Origin of the sequence: Micromonospora sp. NPDC049366, from assembly GCF_044466625.1 — a bacterium.
GTDB lineage: Bacteria > Actinomycetota > Actinomycetes > Mycobacteriales > Micromonosporaceae > Micromonospora.
In genome coordinates, this window is the sequence record NZ_JBITMV010000004.1 from 252,300 (window position 1) to 271,766 (window position 19,467).

General features: G+C 72.0%; 17 protein-coding genes and 1 tRNA gene. 11 read left to right on the top strand and 7 right to left on the bottom strand.

The features are described 5' to 3' along the window. Positions 1–13: 13 nt before the first annotated feature. Positions 14–493 (bottom strand): Lrp/AsnC family transcriptional regulator, encoded by a 480-nt coding sequence (locus ACIBTV_RS08800; RefSeq protein WP_396703421.1) that lies wholly within the window; start codon positions 491–493, stop codon positions 14–16. On the opposite strand from ACIBTV_RS08800, the gene ACIBTV_RS08805 reads away from it, so the two are divergent. Continuing rightward, a complete protein-coding gene (locus ACIBTV_RS08805; protein WP_396703422.1) occupies positions 494–1,519 on the top strand; it encodes a trans-sulfuration enzyme family protein in 1,026 nt (341 codons plus the stop codon). Between the two features lie 94 nt (positions 1,520–1,613). On the opposite strand, the gene ACIBTV_RS08810 is transcribed toward ACIBTV_RS08805, so the two are convergent. Both ACIBTV_RS08810 and ACIBTV_RS08815 read right to left on the bottom strand, forming a co-directional pair. Continuing rightward, positions 1,614–2,207 carry a hypothetical protein gene (locus ACIBTV_RS08810; RefSeq protein ID WP_396703423.1) on the bottom strand — a complete coding sequence of 198 codons (594 nt, stop codon included), beginning with the start codon at positions 2,205–2,207 and terminating at the stop codon, positions 1,614–1,616. Between the two features lie 98 nt (positions 2,208–2,305). Next, positions 2,306–2,379 (bottom strand) — tRNA-Leu (locus ACIBTV_RS08815). A gap of 94 nt (positions 2,380–2,473) precedes the next feature. Here ACIBTV_RS08815 and ACIBTV_RS08820 point away from each other — a divergent pair. The 8 genes from ACIBTV_RS08820 (at position 2,474) to polA (ending at position 12,499) form a co-directional block, all read left to right on the top strand. Continuing rightward, a complete protein-coding gene (locus ACIBTV_RS08820) occupies positions 2,474–3,094 on the top strand; it encodes an ANTAR domain-containing response regulator (RefSeq protein WP_091596917.1) in 621 nt (206 codons plus the stop codon). A gap of 54 nt (positions 3,095–3,148) precedes the next feature. Continuing rightward, complete coding sequence (locus tag ACIBTV_RS08825) at positions 3,149–4,321, top strand: hypothetical protein (RefSeq protein ID WP_396703424.1); 1,173 nt, start codon at positions 3,149–3,151, stop codon at positions 4,319–4,321. 377 nt (positions 4,322–4,698) lie between these two features. Further along, positions 4,699–5,847, top strand: a complete 1,149-nt coding sequence (locus tag ACIBTV_RS08830; RefSeq protein WP_396703425.1) for a branched-chain amino acid ABC transporter substrate-binding protein — start codon at positions 4,699–4,701, stop codon at positions 5,845–5,847. A 67-nt stretch (positions 5,848–5,914) separates the two neighbouring features. Then, the gene (locus ACIBTV_RS08835; protein ID WP_396703426.1) at positions 5,915–6,898 is read left to right on the top strand and encodes a branched-chain amino acid ABC transporter permease; all 984 of its coding nucleotides are present in this window, start codon (positions 5,915–5,917) and stop codon (positions 6,896–6,898) included. Next, positions 6,895–8,052 (top strand): branched-chain amino acid ABC transporter permease, encoded by a 1,158-nt coding sequence (locus ACIBTV_RS08840; protein WP_396703427.1) that lies wholly within the window; start codon positions 6,895–6,897, stop codon positions 8,050–8,052. The genes ACIBTV_RS08835 and ACIBTV_RS08840 overlap by 4 nt, the downstream gene beginning before the upstream one ends. Then, positions 8,045–8,986 carry an ABC transporter ATP-binding protein gene (locus ACIBTV_RS08845; protein WP_396703428.1) on the top strand — a complete coding sequence of 314 codons (942 nt, stop codon included), beginning with the start codon at positions 8,045–8,047 and terminating at the stop codon, positions 8,984–8,986. Before ACIBTV_RS08840 ends, ACIBTV_RS08845 begins: the two co-directional genes overlap by 8 nt. Further along, positions 8,973–9,686, top strand: a complete 714-nt coding sequence (locus ACIBTV_RS08850) for an ABC transporter ATP-binding protein (RefSeq protein WP_396703429.1) — start codon at positions 8,973–8,975, stop codon at positions 9,684–9,686. The genes ACIBTV_RS08845 and ACIBTV_RS08850 overlap by 14 nt, the downstream gene beginning before the upstream one ends. Before the next feature lie 113 nt (positions 9,687–9,799). Beyond that, a complete protein-coding gene (gene polA / locus ACIBTV_RS08855; RefSeq protein ID WP_396703430.1) occupies positions 9,800–12,499 on the top strand; it encodes a DNA polymerase I in 2,700 nt (899 codons plus the stop codon). A 19-nt stretch (positions 12,500–12,518) separates the two neighbouring features. Here polA and ACIBTV_RS08860 read toward each other — a convergent pair whose 3' ends face one another. Genes ACIBTV_RS08860 through ACIBTV_RS08870 form a run of 3 tightly spaced genes read right to left on the bottom strand, consistent with a single transcriptional unit; the run spans position 12,519 to position 14,004 of the window. Next, on the bottom strand, positions 12,519–12,947 hold the full coding sequence (locus tag ACIBTV_RS08860) for a DUF3140 domain-containing protein (protein WP_396703431.1): 429 nt from the start codon (positions 12,945–12,947) through the stop codon (positions 12,519–12,521). After that, the gene (locus tag ACIBTV_RS08865) at positions 12,934–13,155 is read right to left on the bottom strand and encodes a DUF2945 domain-containing protein (RefSeq protein WP_254338488.1); all 222 of its coding nucleotides are present in this window, start codon (positions 13,153–13,155) and stop codon (positions 12,934–12,936) included. Before ACIBTV_RS08865 ends, ACIBTV_RS08860 begins: the two co-directional genes overlap by 14 nt. Before the next feature lie 39 nt (positions 13,156–13,194). Further along, a complete protein-coding gene (locus ACIBTV_RS08870) occupies positions 13,195–14,004 on the bottom strand; it encodes a class I SAM-dependent methyltransferase (protein WP_396703432.1) in 810 nt (269 codons plus the stop codon). Between the two features lie 414 nt (positions 14,005–14,418). Here ACIBTV_RS08870 and rpsA point away from each other — a divergent pair, with 414 nt between their 5' ends. Next, complete coding sequence (gene rpsA / locus ACIBTV_RS08875) at positions 14,419–15,909, top strand: 30S ribosomal protein S1 (RefSeq protein ID WP_396703433.1); 1,491 nt, start codon at positions 14,419–14,421, stop codon at positions 15,907–15,909. 574 nt (positions 15,910–16,483) lie between these two features. Continuing rightward, positions 16,484–17,665 (top strand): dephospho-CoA kinase, encoded by a 1,182-nt coding sequence (coaE, locus tag ACIBTV_RS08880; protein WP_396703510.1) that lies wholly within the window; start codon positions 16,484–16,486, stop codon positions 17,663–17,665. A gap of 96 nt (positions 17,666–17,761) precedes the next feature. On the opposite strand, the gene ACIBTV_RS08885 is transcribed toward coaE, so the two are convergent. After that, entirely contained in the window at positions 17,762–19,288 is a 1,527-nt protein-coding gene (locus tag ACIBTV_RS08885) for a hypothetical protein (protein WP_396703434.1), read from the bottom strand. Positions 19,289–19,467: the final 179 nt, after the last annotated feature.

Below are 19,467 nucleotides of genomic sequence, written 5' to 3' on the forward strand. Positions count from 1 at the left end.
TTCCCGCTCGCGCTCAACCCACCCCGCGGGCCTGCTCGAAGATGAGGCTGGTCTGGGTGTGCTGCACCGCCGGATCCACCGCCAGGTGATCGAGCACGAAGTCGCGCAGCGCGTCCGCCGACGCGGCCCGCACGTGCAGCACGTAGTCCTCCGCACCGGCCACGTGGAACACCGACACCACTCCGGGCAGCCGCACCGACCGGGACCGGAACGCGTCCACCGCCGGCCGCTCGTGCTCCCGCAACCGCACCGAGACCAGCGCCTGCAACGGCAACCCCAGCGCGGCCGGGTCCACGTCGGCGTGGAAACCACGGATCGCACCGCGCTCGCGCAGCACCCGCGTGCGGGACAGGCACGTCGAGGGGGCCACCCCGACCCGCTCGGCCAGGGCGTTGTTCGGCAGCCGGCCGTCGGCCGCCAGCTCGGCGAGGATCGCGCGATCCACGTCGTCCAGCGCCGGCAACAGTCGCACATCATTCGACACAGGGGGCATGTGAACGCCACCGGCGGACCCCTCCCCGCCGGCGGCAGCGCCGTCTACCAGCGGCTCTGGAACCCCACCGTCGCCCGCTTCGAGAGCGCGCTCGCCGACCTCGAAGGCACCACCGACGTCGTCGCCTTCGCCAGCGGCATGGCCGCCCTCACCGCCGCCCTGCTCGCCGCCACCCGCGACGGCCGCCGGCACGTCGTCGCCGTCCGCCCCCTCTACGGCGGCACCGATCACGTGCTCGCCACCGGCCTGCTCGGCACCACCGTCACCTGGGCCCGGCCCGCCGAGGTCCGCGCCGCCGTCCGCCCCGACACCGCCCTCGTCGTCGCCGAGACCCCCGCCAACCCCACCCTCGACCTCGTCGACATCGCCGCCCTCGCCGACGCCGCCGGCGACGTGCCGCTCCTGGTCGACAACACCGTCGCCACCCCCGTCCTCCAGCAGCCCGCCCGCCACGGCGCCACCCTCGTCCTACACAGCGCCACCAAGAGCATCGGCGGCCACGGCGACGTCCTCGCCGGCGCCGTCGCCTGCGACGCCGAGTGGGCCGCCCGCCTGCGCCGGGTCCGCGCGCTCACCGGCGCGATCCTGCACCCCCTCGGCGCCTACCTGCTGCACCGCGGCCTGCAGACCCTCCCCGTGCGGGTCCGCGCCCAACAGGCCGGCGCCGAGAAGCTCGCCGCCTGGCTCGCCGACCACCCCGCCGTCGCCCAGGTGCATCACCCCTCCCGGCACGACCCGGCCGGGCTGGTCGGCCGCCAGATGTCCGGCACCGGCAGCCTCCTCGCCATCGACGTACGCGGCGGCGCACCCGCCGCCGCGACCGTCGCCGGCGCCTGCCGCCTCATCACCCACGCCGTGTCGCTCGGCGGCGTGGACACCCTCATCCAGCACCCCGCCTCGCTGACCCACCGCCCCGTCGAGGGCGACGCGAAGCCGGCCGGCGGGCTGCTACGCATCTCGGTCGGCCTGGAGGACCCCGAGGACCTGCGGGCCGACCTCACCCAGGCGCTCGCCCGCGTCGTCTGACCCGCGGCCCCCGACAGACAGGCTCACGCTCCGGCGGGACGTGATCCGCCGGAGACGCGGACCGGTGCCGACGACCGGGGACCCGCCGGGAACGTCAGGACTTCGGCCCGACGTGGCGGTCGAGCGCGGCGACCGCATCCCGACGGGCCACCGACAGCGAGTCGGGGCGGTTCATCCGCCACGCGATGCCCAGCAGGTCCAGCGCCCACTGACAGAGGCCCATGATGTCGGTCGACTTGTTGCTGAGCATGTAGCGCGGATGGACGTAATCCTTGCCGCGCACCCGCACCCGGTTCCCGAAGCGCGCGCCGTCGGACCGGAACAGGCCCCGCAGGAGATCACCCGGGTGGGCGGTGACGATCTCGCGTTGCCACCCGGCGAGGACGATCGGCCGTTCGTGCTTCCGGCCCGGGCCGTGCTGGGGGAGCAGGCAGGGCCAGTGCGCTCCACTGCTCTCGACGGAGACGCAACCGACCTTCTGAATCCGCTGCACCCGGGTGGCGAGCACGGCGAGCATGCTCTGCGCGCAGGCCTCGACAAGATCGGGGTAGGACGCGGCGCACGCGATGCGGAGCACCGGGACCCGGGCGGAGGTGACCAGGTGCCCGTTGAGGCCGAGGAGGTATGAGTAGGCAGCTGGGTCTGTCGGATTGTCGACGTCGGGGCGCAGCGGGAGGCTGCGCGCCACCGATCGGATGTTGTTGCCTGCGCCCGGAGAGCGCGGGCGCGGGCTCTCAGATGGGGTGGATGCACGCGCCGATGGTCGAACGTGCGTACGACATTCGGTGCCCCCGGTGGGACTCGAACCCACACTGTCGGAGGTTTGAGCTCCGTCTCTCTTCCGGTTGGAGTACAGGGGCTTCTGTGGTTCAGCCCGATCAGGGTACCCACTACGCTAAGGGCTGCGACACCCGGTACGGCGGTGTCGGGTTCTGACTGGTGGGGGTAGGGCTCGTGGCCGAGACGCAGACGGATGCCGAGCGCAGGCGCGTACTGATCGCCGAGGACGAGGCGCTCATCCGGCTGGACCTGGCCGAGATGCTGGTGGAAGAGGGCTACGAGGTGGTGGGGGAGGCCGGTGACGGTGAGACCGCCGTCCGGCTGGCCGAGGAACTCAAGCCTGACCTGGTCATTCTCGACATCAAGATGCCGATCATGGACGGGCTGGCCGCGGCCGAGCGGATCGCCGGCGCCCGGATCGCTCCGGTGATCATCCTCACCGCTTTCAGCCAGCGGGACCTGGTGGAGCGGGCGCGGGCGGCGGGCGCGATGGCGTACCTCGTGAAGCCCTTCCAGAAGAGCGACCTGGTGCCGGCGGTGGAGATCGCCCTCTCCCGCTACTCCGAGATCGCCGCGCTGGAGTCGGAGGTCGCCGGTCTGACCGACCGGCTGGAGGTCCGCAAGACGGTCGAGCGCGCCAAGGGCGCGCTGATGACGACGTACGGGATGACCGAGCCGCAGGCGTTCAAGTGGATCCAACGCACGGCGATGGACCACCGGATGACCATGAAGGAGGTCGCCGAGCGGATCATCGCCGAGACGGCCGGTGGTGAGGTGACCCGCCCGGCCTCCTGAGGGCGGACGGTCGGGGGGCGCGTCGCGCGACCCCTGATCGATAGCATCGGATCCGTGTCCGTTCGACGGGTGGTCGCGGTGTTCGGTGTCGTCGTCGTGCTGCTCGGCGGCTGCACGTCCGGTGGCTCGGACGGCGACGACGAGCCACGGCCGGTCGAGGTCGGTTGGCAGTCGCTCGACCTGCCCGCGCCGCCCGGTCCCGCGGGCCGGTTGCTGCTGCGCGACGCGGTGGCCTGCGCCGGCCACTGGTTCGTGGTGGGGGGCGTCGCGGATTCCGCGGGCGGCACCCGTCCGGCGGCGTGGACGAGCGTGGATGGCGTGGCCTGGCGCAGTGTGCCGGTCCGCGCGGATTCGTTCTACGGGCGCCAGAACGTGCTCTACGCGGTGGGCTGCCGCGACGGTGTGGCCGCGGTGATCGGCGCGAAGGTGGGCGGCGCCCACGGTTACCCGCGGGTGAGCACATGGCGGCAGGCTTCGGACGGCGGTCTGGTGGAGGTGCAGGCGCCGTTCGAGACGTTCGGCGGGCCGAAGGCGGTCAACGTGTCGCGGTTGGCCGGCGGTCCGGGCGGTTGGTTGATCACGGGTAACCGGTCGAGCGGGGCGGCGGCCTGGGTGTCGTCCGATGCCGCGGAGTTCGCGCTGGTGGAGGGCGCGCCGCAGTTGGCGAGTGACGCGGCGGGGGTCAGCTGGGCGTTCGACGCGGTGGCCGGGCCGGAAGGTTGGCTCGCGGTGGGCGGTGTCCTGCCGGCGGGGCGGATCGACCGGGATCCGGCGGTCTGGGTGTCGGCGGACGGGCGTTCGTGGCGGCGGACGGTGCTGCCGGGCGGCCGGGACTACGAGGAGTTGCAGCGGGTCACGGTGGTCGACGGGGTGCCGGTGGCGGTGGGCCTGCGGGGCGGCACGTTCGGTGCCTGGCGGCGGGAGTCGTCCGGGTGGGTGGCGGCGGGCGCGTTCGGTCGGCGGGCCGGTGCCGGGGTCCCGTCGGTGACGGGCCTGGTCGCGGCCGGTGGTCGCCTGGTGGCCGCGGTGGCCGACGGTGAGCGGCATTCGGTGTGGGAGTCGGCGGACCGGGGCGGGACGTGGCGCCCGGTGTGGACTCCGGTGTCGCCGACGGCCGGGACCGACCGGGACGTGGCGGTGGTGGCGGTCGGGGACCGCTGGTGGCTGGCGGTGGACGACGGGTCGCGTGCCGGGTTGTGGTGGGCGCCGGTCCCGTCTGGACCTTGAGGCCGGACGACCAGGGCCTCATCACGCTGGGTAGCTGATCGAATACGCGGTGACCGCTGGGTCGCGGGCGGTCGGCCGTCGGGTCAATTGCGTGGTGGGCGAGCCGGCGAACGCCGTTCGTCGCCCCCGTTGCAGGCACCTAAGGACCGTAAGTCGGATTGACCTGTGACAACTATCTGAGGATTCGCGCGCGTCTTCGTAACGGTTTCGCAGACCCCGCCAGTAGGCCTTCCGAGACGGTCTGTCATGTCTGTACGCTCCGCCATCACGAGCCGTAACGCAGGGGGCGTCCCTGCGGGGTGGGTGGAATTGCGGGTTGCTGCTGTCCCCGGTTGTCGGGTCAGCGCGAGCCCGCATCTGGAGGAGGTCAGGAAGCCGTGAGGCGAAGCTATGTACGGGCGCTGAGCACCGCCGCGCTCGCCGCGACCCTGGTCGTGGCCGCTGGTTGCCAGGACTCGGGCGGCGAGGCTGGCACCGCGTCGGGCGACTGCGGTGGCAAGATTGCGATCTTCGGAGCGTTCACCGGCGACAATGCGGGTCTGGTCATCCCGTCGCTGAACGGCGCGAAGCTCGCCGTGAAGCAGTTCAACGAGGCGAACCCGAACTGCAAGGTCACCATGCAGGAGTTCGACACCCAGGGTGACCCGGCGGTGGCGACCCCGTTCGCGAACCAGATCGCGGGTGACAACTCGTTCCTCGGTGTCATCGGCGGTCACTTCTCCGGTGAGTCGGACGCGACGATGCCGATCTACCAGGCCGCGGGCCTGGCGATGGTCGCCCCGTCGGCGACCCGGACCGACCTGACCCAGAAGGGCAACACCTCCTTCTTCCGGGTGGTCGGCAACGACGGCACGCAGGCCGGCGCGGTGGCGACCTACCTCAAGTCGCAGAACGCGCAGAAGGTCTTCATGATCGATGACGCCAGCGCCTACGGCGCCGGTATCACCGAGGAGCTGGGCAAGCAGCTGGGCCCGCTGGTCGTGAACAAGGACAAGATCCAGGAGCGGCAGGCGCAGTTCGACGCCACCATCTCGAAGATCAAGTCGGCGCAGGCGGACTTCGTCTTCTACGGCGGTTACACCCGTGAGGCCGCGCCGCTGGTGAAGCAGATGCGCGCCGCCGGTGTCCAGGCCAAGTTCGTGGGCCCGGACGGTCTCTACGACACCGCCTTCCCGGAGGGTGCGTCGGGCGGCGCCGAGGGCGCCATCATCACCTGCCCGTGCCTCCCGGCCGACAAGGCCGGCGGCACCTTCTCCGCGGACTACCAGAAGGAGTACGGCATCGCGCCGGGCTCCTACGGTGCCGAGGGCTTCGACGCCGCGAAGATCTACCTGGACGCCTTCAAGGACGGCAAGAAGAGCCGGGCGGACATCCTGGCGTACGTGAAGTCGTACGACAAGCAGGGCGTGTCGAAGTACATCAAGTTCGACTCGAAGGGTGACGTCGACCCGACGAAGGTCGTCATCTGGGCCTACCAGATCAAGGGCACGGCGATCGAGCCGCTGCAGGAGCTCAAGCTCAGCTGACGCCCTACGCGATGGAGTGCGGCCGGGGTCGTTCACCCCGGCCGCACTCGATTCAAGGAGACCCCCGGTGCATTTTGATGAACTGATTGGCCACCTCGGCCAACACACGGTCGACGGGCTTTCCAAGGGTGCGATCTACGCCCTCATCGCCCTCGGCTACACCCTCGTCTACGGCGTCCTTCGCCTGATCAACTTTGCGCACTCCGAGGTCTTCATGGTCGGCACCTTCGCGGTGCTGATCCTGTGGAACCAGCTCGGTGTGGAGAACAACCCGCCCGTCGGCCAGGCGATCCTCTTCCTGGTGCTCGGCCTGCTCGTCGCCGCGGTGGCCTCGGGCGGCACGGCGTTGGCGCTGGAGCGGATCGCCTACCGCCCCCTGCGCCGTAAGAACGCGCCGCCGCTGATCTTCCTGATCACCGCGATCGGCCTCTCGCTGGTCTTCGTGGAGCTCTTCGGCCAGGTGCTGCCCAAGCTGCTCGGTGGTGTTCTGCCGGCGGCGTTCGGCCGGCCCCGGCAGATCGTCGGTATGCCGACGATCGTCCAGCAGGAGACCCTGTTCACCATCGGCAACACGGCGATCACGAACATCCAGCTGATCGTCTTCGTCGCGGCCGTGGCGATGATGGCGGTGCTGGACTGGTTCATCAACCGCACCCGCTATGGCCGCGGCGTGCGGGCGGTGGCGCAGAACCCGGAGACCGCCGCGCTGATGGGCGTCAACCAGGAGCGCGTGATCATGCTGATCTTCGTGCTCGGTGGCATCATGGCCGGCGCCGCCGCTCTGCTGTGGAGCATGCGGTTCGGCTTCACGCAGAACAGCATCGGTTTCGTGCTCGGGCTCAAGGCGTTCACCGCCGCGGTGCTGGGCGGTATCGGTAACCTGCGCGGCGCGCTGCTGGGTGGCCTCTTCCTCGGCATCGTCGAGGTCTACGGCGCCACGCTCTTCGCGTCCAACTGGGAGGACGTCATCGCCTTCGTGGTGCTGATCGTGGTGCTGATGTTCCGGCCGACCGGTCTGTTGGGCGAGTCGCTCGGGAGGGCCCGCGCATGATCGACAAAGTTCGCTCCGCCGACCGTCGCCGGGTGAGCCTGCTGACCGGCATCGGCGACCGCTGGCGGGCGCTGACGAAGTGGCAGCAGGCCCTCGGGCTGGCCGCCTTCGTGGCGATCCTCTACTACCTGCCGTGGCTCGGCATTCCGGGCCTGACCTGGTTGCGCACCGACTCGATCCAGGGCGGCAACAACTGGGCGGGTGTGCTCTTCGTCTGCGCCATCTACGTGCTGGTCGCGATCGGTCTGAACGTCGTGGTCGGCCTCGCCGGCCTGCTCGACCTGGGCTACATCGGCTTCTTCGCCATCGGGGCGTACAGCGTGGCGCTGTTCGGTTCGGTGAACTCGCCGGTGGTGAAGTGGATCCAGCGGGAGTTCGACCTGCCGCCGACCTGGGCGGTGACCTGGGCGATCTGCCTGTTCATCGCGATCGTGCTGACGATGATCTCCGGGGTGCTGCTGGGCTGGCCGACGCTGCGGCTGCGCGGTGACTACCTGGCCATCGTGACGCTGGGCTTCGGCGAGATCATCCGGATCGTGGCCCGGAACGCCACCGGGCTGACCAACGGCCCGGTGGGCATCTCGGCTATTCCCGGCCCGGAGGGTGCGCCCTCGCCGGACAACAAGGTCTTCGGCCTGATCGACGCGAAGCCCTGGTACTGGCTGGCGATCACGTTCGTGCTGATCATGGTGTTCCTGGTCCGCCGGCTGGAGCGCAGCCGGGTCGGCCGGGCGTGGCTCGCCGTCCGCGAGGACGAGGACGCCGCGGCGGTGATGGGTGTGTACCCGTTCAAGTTCAAGCTCTGGGCGTTCGCCATCGGCGCGGCGCTCGGCGGCCTGTCCGGGTTCCTCTTCGGCAGTCGGAACGCGTTCATCGACCCCACCCAGTTCAACGCGAACCTCTCCATCCTCTTCGTGGCCATGGTCGTGGTCGGCGGCTCCGGCAACATGATCGGTGTCTCGCTGGGCGCGGTGCTGCTGGCGTATCTGCCGGAGCGGTTCCGCGACTTCGCCGACTACCGGTGGTTGGCGTTCGGTGTGGCCATGGTCGTGGTCATGATCCTGCGTCCGCAGGGCCTCATCCCCAGTGGACGGCGGGCCCGGGAGTTGAAGGACCGTGCGACGGAGGCAGAGGAGGCGCCCGCTCATGTCTGACGAGACCACCAGCACGGCCGCGCCGAAGATCCCGGCGCAGCCCGGGCCGCGGCCCGTGCTGCTCGATGTCGACAACGTCACGCTCCGCTTCGGCGGCGTGGTCGCCCTCGACGGGGTCAACTTCCAGATCCACGAGGGCGAGATCCTCGGTCTGATCGGTCCGAACGGCGCCGGGAAGACCACCACGTTCAACGTGATGACCGGGGTCTACCGGCCGACCGCCGGGGCGGTCCGGTTCCAGGGCCAGAAGGTGACCGGCCGCAAGCCGCACCAGATCAGCCAGCTCGGCATCTCCCGCACGTTCCAGAACATCCGGCTGTTCCCGGAGATGACCGCGCTGGAGAACGTCATGGTCGGGACGGACTCCCGGCACAAGACGAGCGTGCCGGGCGCGTTGTTCCGGTTGCCGCGGTTGAAGCCGAAGCCGCACGAGCTGCCGCAGGTCACCGCCCCGGCGGGGATCCAGCGGTCGTGGCAGGAGACGCGTCGGTCGTTCGCCAAGACGTTCGGGCTGTCCCGGTACATCCTGGAGGAGCGGGCCGCCGAGGCGAAGGCGATGGAGCTGCTGCGCTTCGTCGGCATCGCCGACCGGGCCAACGACGAGGCGCGGAACCTGCCGTACGGCTACCAGCGCCGCCTGGAGATCGCGCGGGCGCTGGCGACCGAACCGAAGCTGATCTGCCTGGACGAGCCGGCCGCCGGCTTCAACCCGGCGGAGAAGGAAGAGCTCCTCACCCTGATCCGCAAGATCCGTGACATGGGCCTGACCGTCCTGCTCATCGAGCACGACATGCGCCTGGTCATGGGGGTCACCGACCGGATCGTCGTGCTGGAGTTCGGCCGCAAGATCGCCGAGGGTGCGCCCGCGGAGGTCAGCCGCGATCCGAAGGTGATCGCCGCGTATCTGGGGGAGTCCGTCGATGACGCTGCTTGAGCTCGACGACGTCACCGTCGCCTACGGCCGGATCGAGGCGTTGCACGGCATCAGCTTCACGGTCAACGAGGGGGAGGTGGTGGCCCTGATCGGCGCGAACGGCGCCGGCAAGACCACCACGATGCGGGCCATCTCCGGCACGCGCTCCCTGTCGAACGGCCGGATCACCTTCAACGGCGAGGACATCAGCAAGCTCCGGGCGGACCTGCGGGTCGTCCGGGGGTTGTGCCAGTCGCCGGAGGGCCGGCAGATCTTCCCCGGCATGACGGTGATGGAGAACCTGGACATGGGGGCGTACACCCGGCGGGACTCCGCCGGCATCGCCGCCGACCTCGACCGGGTGCTCACCCTGTTCCCGCGTCTCGCCGAGCGGCGCAAGCAGCCCGGTGGCACGCTCTCCGGCGGTGAGCAGCAGATGCTGGCCGTCGGGCGGGCGCTGATGAGCCGGCCGAAGCTGCTGCTGCTCGACGAGCCGTCGATGGGTCTGGCGCCGATGGTGATCCGGCAGATCTTCGACATCATCACGGAGATCAACCAGCAGGGCACCACGATCCTGCTGGTGGAGCAGAACGCCCAGCAGGCGCTGTCCCGGGCCCACCGGGGTTACGTGCTGGAGACCGGTCGGATCGTGAAGGAGGGCTCCGGTCAGGAGTTGCTGCACGACCCGGCGGTCAAGGAGGCGTACCTCGGCGTCGCCTGACGTTCCGCGGCGGCGGCCGTCCCCGGAGGCACCTCCTCCGGTGGCGGCCGTCCGCTTTTTCCGCCCGTGGTGCGGTCGCCGGGGATGTCGGTGGCACGGGCTAGAGTCGCCACGTGACAGCTACGACGCCGCGCCTGCTCCTCGTCGACGGACATTCCCTGGCATACCGGGCCTTCTTCGCCCTGCCGGTGGAAAACTTCTCCACCACGACGGGGCAGCCGACCAACGCCGTCTACGGCTTCACCTCGATGCTGATCAACGTGCTGCGCGACGAGCAGCCGACACACATCGTCGTCGCCTTCGACGTGTCCCGCCGCTCCTTCCGCACCGAGAAGTACGCGGAGTACAAGGCCGGCCGCAGCGAGACCCCGGCCGACTTCAAGGGCCAGGTCAGCCTGGTCAAGGAGGTCCTCGCGGCGCTGCGCATCCCGGTGGTCGAGATGGAGGGCTACGAGGCCGACGACGTCATCGCGACGCTCGCCTGCCAGGCCCGTGACCAGGGCATGTCGGTGCTGATCACCACCGGCGACCGCGACGCCTTCCAGCTGGTCGGCGACGCCGTCACCGTGCTCTACCCGCGCAAGGGCGTGTCGGACCTGGCCCGGATGGATCCGGCGGCGGTCGAGGCGAAGTACGGGGTGCCGCCCGAGCGCTACCGCGACCTGGCGGCGCTGGTCGGTGAGACCAGCGACAACCTGCCGGGTGTGCCCGGTGTCGGCCCGAAGACCGCGGCCAAGTGGATCACCGCCTACGGCGGCGTCGACGGCGTCGTCGCCCGGGCCGACGAGATCAAGGGCAAGGCCGGCGACAGCCTGCGCGAACGGCTCGCCGACGTGATCCGCAACTACGAGATCAACTGCCTGGTCTCCGACCTGGAGCTGCCGCTGCGCCCGGAGGACGCCCGCTGGGCCGGCTGGGACCGGGAGGCTGTGCACCAGGTCTTCGACACCCTGGAGTTCCGGATCCTGCGCGACCGGCTCTACCAGTACCTGGAGGCGGTGGAGCCGGAGGCCGAGTCCGGCTTCGACCTGGCCGGCGAGGTGCTCGCCGCGCCCGGCGCGGTGCGCGGCTGGCTCGAGACCCACGCCCCGGCGGGAAGCCCGGTCGGGCTGGCGGTCACCCTCGACACCGGCCCCAACCGGCGGCACACCGCCACCGTGACCGCCCTGGCGTTCGCGACCGCCGGCGGCGCCGCCGCCTGGGTCGACCCGAGTCGGCTGGACGCCGCCGACGAGGCGGCGCTGGCCGGGTGGCTGGCCGACCCGCAGCGCCCCAAGGTGCTGCACGACAGCAAGCCGGCGGTGCTGGCGTTCGCCGCCCACGGCTGGTCCCTGGCGGGGATCGCCCGCGACACCCAGATCGCGGCCTACCTGGCCCGCCCCGACCAGCGCTCCTACGACCTCACCGACCTCGCTCTGCGCTACCTGCACCGCGAGCTGCGCGTCGACGCGCCGGAGACCGGTCAGCTGACCCTGGAGGGGCTGGGCGACGACGGCGAGGCCGAGCAGAACCTGATGCTCCGGGCCCGGGCCACCCTCGACCTGGCCGACGCGATCGACGCCGAGCTGTCCCGCGACGGTGAGCAGTCGGCCCGGCTGATGGCCGGGGTGGAGCTGCCGCTCATGCGGGTGCTCGCCGATATGGAGCGCACCGGCATCGCCGCCGACACCGACTACCTGTCCGAGCTGGAGGCGCACTTCGCCGCCGAGGTGAAGGCCGCCGCGCAGGGTGCCTACGAGGCGGTCGGGCGGGAGTTCAACCTCGGCTCACCCAAGCAGCTTCAGGAGATCCTCTTCGGCGAGCTGGGCCTGCCCAAGACCAAGAAGATCAAGACCGGCTACACCACCGACGCCGACGCCCTTCAGTGGCTCTACGCGCAGAACCCGCACCCGGTGCTGGAGCACCTGCTGCGTCACCGCGACGTGGCCAAGCTGAAGTCGACCGTCGACGGGCTGCTCAAGTCGGTCTCCGACGACGGCCGGATCCACACCACCTTCAACCAGACGGTGGCCGCCACCGGTCGGCTCTCCTCCACCGAGCCCAACCTGCAGAACATCCCCATCCGCACCGAGGAGGGGCGGCGGATCCGCCGCGCCTTCGTGGTGGGGGAGGGCTACGAGTGCCTGCTCACCGCCGACTACAGCCAGATCGAGATGCGGATCATGGCGCACCTGTCGTCCGACGACGCGCTCATTCAGGCGTTCAACTCCGGCGCCGACTTCCACGCCGCCACCGCCTCGTCCGTCTTCGAGCTGCCCGTCGGCGAGGTCACCGCCGACCAGCGACGCAAGATCAAGGCGATGAACTACGGCCTGGCGTACGGACTGAGCGCGTTCGGCCTCTCCCAGCAGCTCTCCATCAGCACCGAGGAGGCACGCGGGCTGATGGAGAACTACTTCGCCGGCTTCGGCGGGGTGCGCGACTACCTCCAGGAGGTCGTGGCCCGGGCCCGGCACGACGGCTACACCGAAACCATCCTGGGGCGTCGCCGCTACCTGCCCGACCTGGTCAGCGACAACCGGCAGCGCCGGGAGATCGCCGAGCGGATGGCGCTCAACGCCCCCATCCAGGGCTCCGCGGCCGACATCATCAAGGTCGCCATGCTGCACGTCGACACCGCGCTGCGCGACGCCGGGCTGCGCTCCCGGATGCTGCTGCAGGTGCACGACGAGCTGGTCTTCGAGGTCGCCCCCGGCGAGCGGGCGGCGCTGGAGGAGTTGGTCCGGCGCGAGATGGGCGGCGCCTACCCGCTCTCCGTGCCGCTGGAGGTCTCGGTCGGCGAGGGCCGCGACTGGAACAGCGCGGACCACTGACCGACCCGGCCGGACTCGGTCAGCGGCCCGGCCCGCGGCGTTCCTTCGGCGGGGCGCCGTGCCGCTGCAGGGCCTTGCGGGACGGGCCGCCCGGCGGCGGGAGCGGCCCCTTGACCGGGTCGTGGCCCCAGTTCATCAGCGAGTACCGCCAACGGGTGCGGCGCACGTCGCCGCTCGGCCGCTGGGCCATGTGCCGCCGGACGTACCCGACGACCTTGCGCATGTGCTTGTAGTCGGCGGCGGTGAGCTGGTCGCGTTTGCGGCGCAGCAGGTCGATGATCCTCCGGCCCGACTCGTGGCCCACCGACTCGCCGCCCCGGGTGCCCTTGCGCCAGCCCACGTGCTTGGACTCGTCGGTCTCCAGCCACTTCTGGAGTTCGCCCGGCTTCATGTTCACCGCGTCGGTGAACTCCCGGTACGTCTGCTGCGGATCGTCACTTCGGCTCATGACGCAGCACCTCCGGTCGGTGGGCGACGTCCCGGCCCGAGTCGTCGTTGCGGATCCGGTACTGGGGCTCCTCCGGCGTCGCGTTCACAGCGTGCCCGCGGATGTGCGTCCGGTCGATCAGCTTCTCCTTGACCACGCCGTACGCCCGGCCGCTGTGGCTGGCCCAGGAGACGTGGTCGCCCCGGCGGAACTCCTCCTTCTCGGCCATGCGCGCGGTTACCCGGGCCCGCCGGCCGGAAACGACGCGTCAGCCGGCGGCCGGCTTCTCCGCCACGAAGATGGCGGTGCCGGGGAAGAGCCGGCCGCGCAGCGGGCTCCACTGCCCCCAGATCCCCTCGTGTCCCGCCGGCCACTCCGGCTCCACGAGGTCCACCAGCCGGAACCCGGCGCCGACCAGCTCGCGGATCCGGTCGCCGAGGGTGCGGTGCTGTTCGACGTACGTGGCCACCCCGGCGTCGTCCTGCTCGACGTACGGCGCGCGGTCGAAGTAGGAGTGCACGGCGGTCAGCCCGCCCTCACCCGGGTCGTCGAGGAAGATCCACCGCATGGGGTGGGTGACCGAGAAGACCCAGCGGGCGCCGGGGCGCAGCACCCGGAACACCTCCCGCATCAGCGCCGCCGAGTCGGCCACGAACGGGATCGCCCCGAACGCCGTGCAGGCGGTGTCGAACGCGCCGTCGGCGAAGGGCAGCGCGAGCGCGTCGGCCTGCACCAGCGGCACGCGTACGCCGGTGCGGTCGGCGGCGAGCGCGGCGTGCCGCAACATGCCGGCGGACAGGTCCATGGCGACCGGCCGGGCGCCCTGGGTGGCCAGCCAGCGTGCGGCGGACGCCGCGCCGGAGCCCACCTCCAGGATCCGCCGCCCGGCGAGCTCGCCGAGGAGCCGGGCGTCCGCCTCGCGCACCCCCTCGGGGCACCAGACGAAGTCCACGTCGCCGAGGAACGCCCCGTGCTCGGCCTGGTAGTCGTCGGCGTCGGTGTCCCACCACCCGCGGTTGGCCCGTCGCGCCTCGGTGTCGCTGACCCGGCGCCGGGTCACCCGGCTGTCGTCGTCCACCCGCTCACGCTAGGGCCCGGAGGCGCCGGCGGCGCGGTGGGGGGCCCGGCCCGGCGCGCCGCCACCCGCCGTCCGGGTCCGGCGCTGTCGGCGGTACGGGCGTGACAGGTGTGACGCGCGAGACAGCGGCGAGTGTTTCGGGCTGATTTCTCGGCTTTCGCAGGTCACGAGCCGACGAGCATGACGGGAGGGCTTGCACGCTGTGGTAATGCGCAGGGTAGGCTTGACGATGCGCTCGCGGATCGTGTGCCTCGGCAGGGAGCAGGTGCGCGGTCGACGAAGCCACCTGACGGCGCCACATCATCTCAATCTGGCAATGTTCGGTGTGCCCGGCGACGGATCCGCAGGCGCGACCGGGTCACCGCGACACACCTGCCAGCTGTGACAACCCATCCGACCGGAGCAACCGCCCACATGACGAGCAGCATCGAGGCCCCCTCGAGCGCCACCAAGGTCACCGTCGACGACCTCGGTTCCGAGGAAGCTTTCCTCGCCGCGATCGACGAGACCATCAAGTACTTCAACGACGGCGACATTGTCGAAGGCACCGTCGTCAAGGTCGACCGGGACGAGGTCCTGCTCGACATCGGCTACAAGACCGAGGGTGTCATCCCCTCTCGGGAGCTGTCGATCAAGCACGACGTGGACCCGGCCGAGGTCGTCTCGGTTGGCGACCACATCGAGGCCCTTGTTCTCCAGAAGGAGGACAAGGAGGGGCGTCTGATCCTCTCGAAGAAGCGCGCTCAGTACGAGCGGGCCTGGGGCACGATCGAGAAGATCAAGGACGAGGACGGTGTCGTCCGCGGTTCGGTCATCGAGGTGGTCAAGGGCGGCCTCATCCTCGACATCGGGCTGCGCGGCTTCCTGCCCGCCTCCCTGGTCGAGATGCGGCGGGTGCGCGACCTGCAGCCGTACGTCGGGCGTGAGCTCGAGGCCAAGATCATCGAGCTGGACAAGAACCGCAACAACGTGGTCCTGTCCCGCCGGGCCTGGCTCGAGCAGACCCAGTCCGAGGTGCGCACCGAGTTCCTCAACAAGCTCCAGAAGGGGCAGGTCCGCAAGGGCGTCGTGTCCTCGATCGTCAACTTCGGCGCGTTCGTCGACCTCGGCGGCGTGGACGGTCTGGTGCACGTCTCCGAGCTGTCCTGGAAGCACATCGACCACCCGTCCGAGGTCGTCGAGGTGGGCCAGGAGGTCGAGGTCGAGGTCCTGGACGTCGACCTGGACCGCGAGCGGGTCTCGCTGTCGCTGAAGGCGACCCAGGAGGACCCGTGGCGGCAGTTCGCCCGCACCCACGCGATCCAGCAGATCGTGCCGGGTAAGGTCACCAAGCTGGTGCCGTTCGGTGCGTTCGTCCGGGTGGACGACGGCATCGAGGGCCTGGTCCACATCTCCGAGCTGGCCGAGCGCCACGTGGAGATCCCGGAGCAGGTCGTCCAGGTCGGCTCCGAGGTCATGGTCAAGGTCATCGACATCGACCTCGAGCGCCGCCGGATCTCGCTGTCGCTCAAGCAGGCCAACGAGGGCTTCGTCGAGGGCGAGGAGCACTTCGACCCGACCCTCTACGGCATGGCCGCGACCTACGACGCCGAGGGCAACTACATCTACCCCGAGGGCTTCGACCCGGAGACGGGCGAGTGGCTCGAGGGCTACGACAAGCAGCGCGAGACCTGGGAGCAGCAGTACGCCGAGGCGCGCCAGCGCTGGGAGGCTCACACCAAGCAGGTGCAGACCTCTCGTGCCGCCGACGCCGAGGCCGCTGCCAACCCGGCTCCGGCCACCACGGGTGGCGGCGCCACCTCGACCAGCCCGGCCCCGAGCCGGCAGGCCGAGGAGCCGGCCGGCACCCTCGCCACCGACGAGGCGCTCGCCGCTCTGCGGGAGAAGCTCGCCGGCGGCAAGTGACCCGCTGACGACGACGGGCCCCGTTCCCGCGATCTCCGGATCGCGGGGCGGGGCCCTCGCCGTTCCACGACACCGGGTACGCGCCGCCCGCCCCGCCCCGTCCCGCCCACCTACCGCCCCATCTCGTCCGCCCTACCGCCCCTTCCTGCCCGACCTTCCTCCCCGCAACCCGCCGCGTCTCGCCGATCGCGCGGCCTCCCGCGGTTCCGCCCTGCTGCCAGGGACGCCGCGCTGCGTCTCGCGAGCACCTACATCCCTGATGTAGGTGCCTCCGGCGGGCTTCGAGGCCCCTACATCTCTGGTGTTGGGCGGTCGGTGTCGTGTGGCGGCCTCTTCTGGTCTCGCCGTGCCGTCCGGGAGGGCGGCGCTGCGTCTGGCGGTCGCTATTTCCCGGATGTAGTTGCCTCCGGCGGGCTTCGAGGCGCCTACATCCCTGATGTTGCGCGATCGGCCTCGCGCGATCGACCTTGTGCGGTGACCTTGGGCCGTGGCCGCGCTGGTCGTGAGTGGGTGGCCGAGCCTGGCGCACGGGGTTGGTTTGTCTGCGCCGGGCGGGATCCGGTTGACTGGTGCCGTGCTGATGGTGGGGTTGACAGGCGGGATCGGGTCGGGCAAGAGCGCGGTGGCGGCCCGCCTCGTCGAGCGCGGTGCCGTGCTGATCGACTCCGACCGGGTCGCCCGCGAGGTGGTCGCGCCGGGGACCCCGGGGCTCGCCGAGATCGTCGAGGCGTTCTCCCCGCGGGTCCTGGCGGCCGACGGCAGCCTCGACCGGGCCGCGCTCGGTGCGATCGTCTTCGGCGACGAGGCGTCCCGACGGCGGCTGGAGGCGATCACCCACCCCCGGGTCCGGGCGCGCAGCGTCGAGCTGGCCGCCGCGGCGGGAGCGGACGCGATCGTCGTCAACGACGTGCCGCTCCTGGTCGAGGTGGGGCTCGCGCCCACGTACCACCTGGTGGTGGTGGTGCAGACGGCCGTGTCGACCCGGTTGGCGCGGCTGGCCCGGGACCGGGGGATGGACCGCGCGGAGGCCGAGCGGCGGATCGCCGCGCAGGCCGACGACGCCCGGCGCAGCGCCGCGGCCGACGTGCTGCTGACCAACGACGGCACCCTCGCCGAGCTGCACGCCGCGGTCGACGCGCTCTGGCGCGACCGGTTACTGCCCTACGAGCGGAACGTGCGCGAGCGGCGGGTCGTGCGGGCGACCCGGGTGGAGCTCACCGAGCCGGACCCGACGTGGCCGCAGCAGTACGTGCGGCTGGCGGCCCGCATCCGGCACGCGCTCGCGCCGGCGGACCTGCGGATCGACCACATCGGCTCCACTGCGGTGCCCGGTCTGGCCGCCACCGACGCCATCGACATCCAGCTCACGGTGCCGACCCTGGCCGACGCGGACGGGCCGCTCGCCGAGCGGCTGGCCGACGCCGGCTTCCCGCGCGTTCCGGAGGAACGGTGGGACGGCCCCCGCTCGGCCGGCTCCGGGCGGTGGGAGAAGCGGCTGCACGGCAGCGCCGACCCGGGACGCCCGGTCAACCTGCACATCCGCGCGGCGGGTTCCCCGGGCTGGCGGTACGCGTTGCTGACCCGGGACCACCTGCGCGCCGACCCGGGCCAGCGGGCGGCGTACCTGCTGCTGAAGCGCGAGCTGGCAGCCTCCGCGCCGGACAGCGCCACCTACACCACGGCGAAGGACCCATGGTTCGACGAGGAGCACCTGCGCGCCGAGGCGTGGGCGGCGCAGACCAGCTGGCGACCCTAGACCGACTTCCGGGCCGCGCCGGCGACTCGTGTCGCAGACGTGCGGCACCGCCGGGTCGCGCCCGCCGCCGCCTCGCCGGTCACGCCGGAACGCCGGTCAGCGGGCACCGCCGGCGGAGCGTCTCGGCGCGGGCAGGCGGGGCACCGGGCCGGGCGTGAGGTCCAGCTGGGCCCAGGCGCCGCCGTCGGTGTGCAGCTCGACCCGGCGGAGCAGCCCGTCACGGTCCACCCAGTAGCGCAGGCGGGTCGCGCCGGTGTCCACCTCCACCACGTCGACCGTACGGTCGCCGAGGCTGTCTTCCCGGAGCCGCTCGGTGGTGGCCTGCGGGGCGGCCCGGCCCGCGGCGAGCGCCGCGTCGAGCAGCCGGCCCGTCTCGTCGGCCTCCCGGTCGGTGCGCCAGGCGGAGCCGGCGGGCGGTGGTAGGGGCGGCCGGTCCGGCTTCTCCGGGTCGCCCGCGCTCGGGACCTCGGCCCGGGACCATCCGGCGGCGTCGCGGCGCAGCAGCGTCCGGCGATCCGGTACGCCGAGATCCGTGACCGCCAGGTAGGCGCTCTGGTCGGTCCAGCTCAGCCATCCGGCGCCGCGCAGGTTGGTGTCGCGCCCGACGGGGGCGCTCAGCGTCACCGTGGCACCGCCCCGGGCGCGCAGCCGCGCGGGGAGTCTCTCCAGCCGGTCGCGTTCGGCGGCGGTCAGCTCCCGGGGTAGCCCGGGCCGGCCGCCCAGGGCGTCGACCGGACGCAGAGTCGGCCGGTCGGTGCGGTTGAGCGTGACCGTCACCGGACCCGCGCCGGGCAGGTGCGCGGTGAGCCGGTGCAGTCGGGCCTCCTGGTCGACCCAGTAGCGGGGCAGCCCGCCGGACGGGGCGGTCGGCGGCGCGGCGGTGGTCGCCGGCAGGGGGGCCGCGAAGACGTCCACCGGCCCGGCGGTCAGGGTCTCCTGCGTCACCCACCGGGCACCCGCGTCGCGCAGGGCGCCGGCGGACTCCGGGCGGTCGGCGGAGAGGCCGAACAGGAGGTCCAGGACGGGGGCCAGCGCGCTGCCGTCGGGCAGCCGGTGCAGGCGCCACCGGTCGGTCGGGGGCACCAGCGGCGGCGGCGCGGCGGTGGGCACGGCCGCCGGGTCGGGGCGGATCACCAGCGCGGTCGGGGTCGCCTGGAGCAGGCCACGCTGTGGGCCGGCGCCCGGACCGCCGACGTCCAGGTAGAGCAGTGGCCTCGACCAGTCGATCCAGCCCATGAGTTCGGTGCGGGTGGCGCCGTCGCCGACCGTCACGTGCAGACCGGCGCGCAGCTCCCGATAGTTGGTGACCCGCACGGCGGCGAGGCGTTCGCTCTCGGCGACGGTCAGCGCCCGTGGCTCCACGGGTGGGTCGGGCGCCCAGCTCAGCAGACCGAGGACGAGGCCGGCGGCGGAGAGGGCCGCGACGACGCCGAGCAGCGCCAGCAGGCCGCGTCGCCGGCGGCCCTCGATCCGGGGCAGCAGACCGGTGTCGTCGGGGCTGGCGGCTCCACCGGCCGCCGGGTCGCCGCCGCTGCCGGCGGGTGCCCCGGCGGGGGCGGTGCTGTCGGTCGGGGATGTGGCCGCGGAGCCCGGACGGGCGGCCCGGGCGGAGGAGGTGTCCACGCGTTGTTGAACGGGCGGGACACGGCTTGGGTGACGAATAGGGGCGCTCGCGGCGGCCGGTCTGCGCCTCACGCGCGACCACGTCGGTGCGCACGGCCGGGCGCGCCGGGTGCAGCGACCTCGTGCCGGGGGCGGGCCGGCCGTGATGACGGCCTGGCCACCTGCCCGGTCGGCCGCCG

What these genes read in the sequence shown, in the direction of transcription:
- ACIBTV_RS08845 (WP_396703428.1), top strand. Translation starts at nt 8,045, where the DNA reads ATGTCTGACGAGACCACCAGCACGGCCGCGCCGAAGATCCCGGCGCAG.
- ACIBTV_RS08850 (WP_396703429.1), top strand. Translation starts at nt 8,973, where the DNA reads ATGACGCTGCTTGAGCTCGACGACGTCACCGTCGCCTACGGCCGGATC.
- ACIBTV_RS08860 (WP_396703431.1), bottom strand. Translation starts at nt 12,947, where the DNA reads ATGAGCCGAAGTGACGATCCGCAGCAGACGTACCGGGAGTTCACCGAC.
- ACIBTV_RS08865 (WP_254338488.1), bottom strand. Translation starts at nt 13,155, where the DNA reads ATGGCCGAGAAGGAGGAGTTCCGCCGGGGCGACCACGTCTCCTGGGCC.
- ACIBTV_RS08800 (WP_396703421.1), bottom strand. Translation starts at nt 493, where the DNA reads ATGCCCCCTGTGTCGAATGATGTGCGACTGTTGCCGGCGCTGGACGAC.
- ACIBTV_RS08840 (WP_396703427.1), top strand. Translation starts at nt 6,895, where the DNA reads ATGATCGACAAAGTTCGCTCCGCCGACCGTCGCCGGGTGAGCCTGCTG.
- rpsA (WP_396703433.1), top strand. Translation starts at nt 14,419, where the DNA reads ATGACGAGCAGCATCGAGGCCCCCTCGAGCGCCACCAAGGTCACCGTC.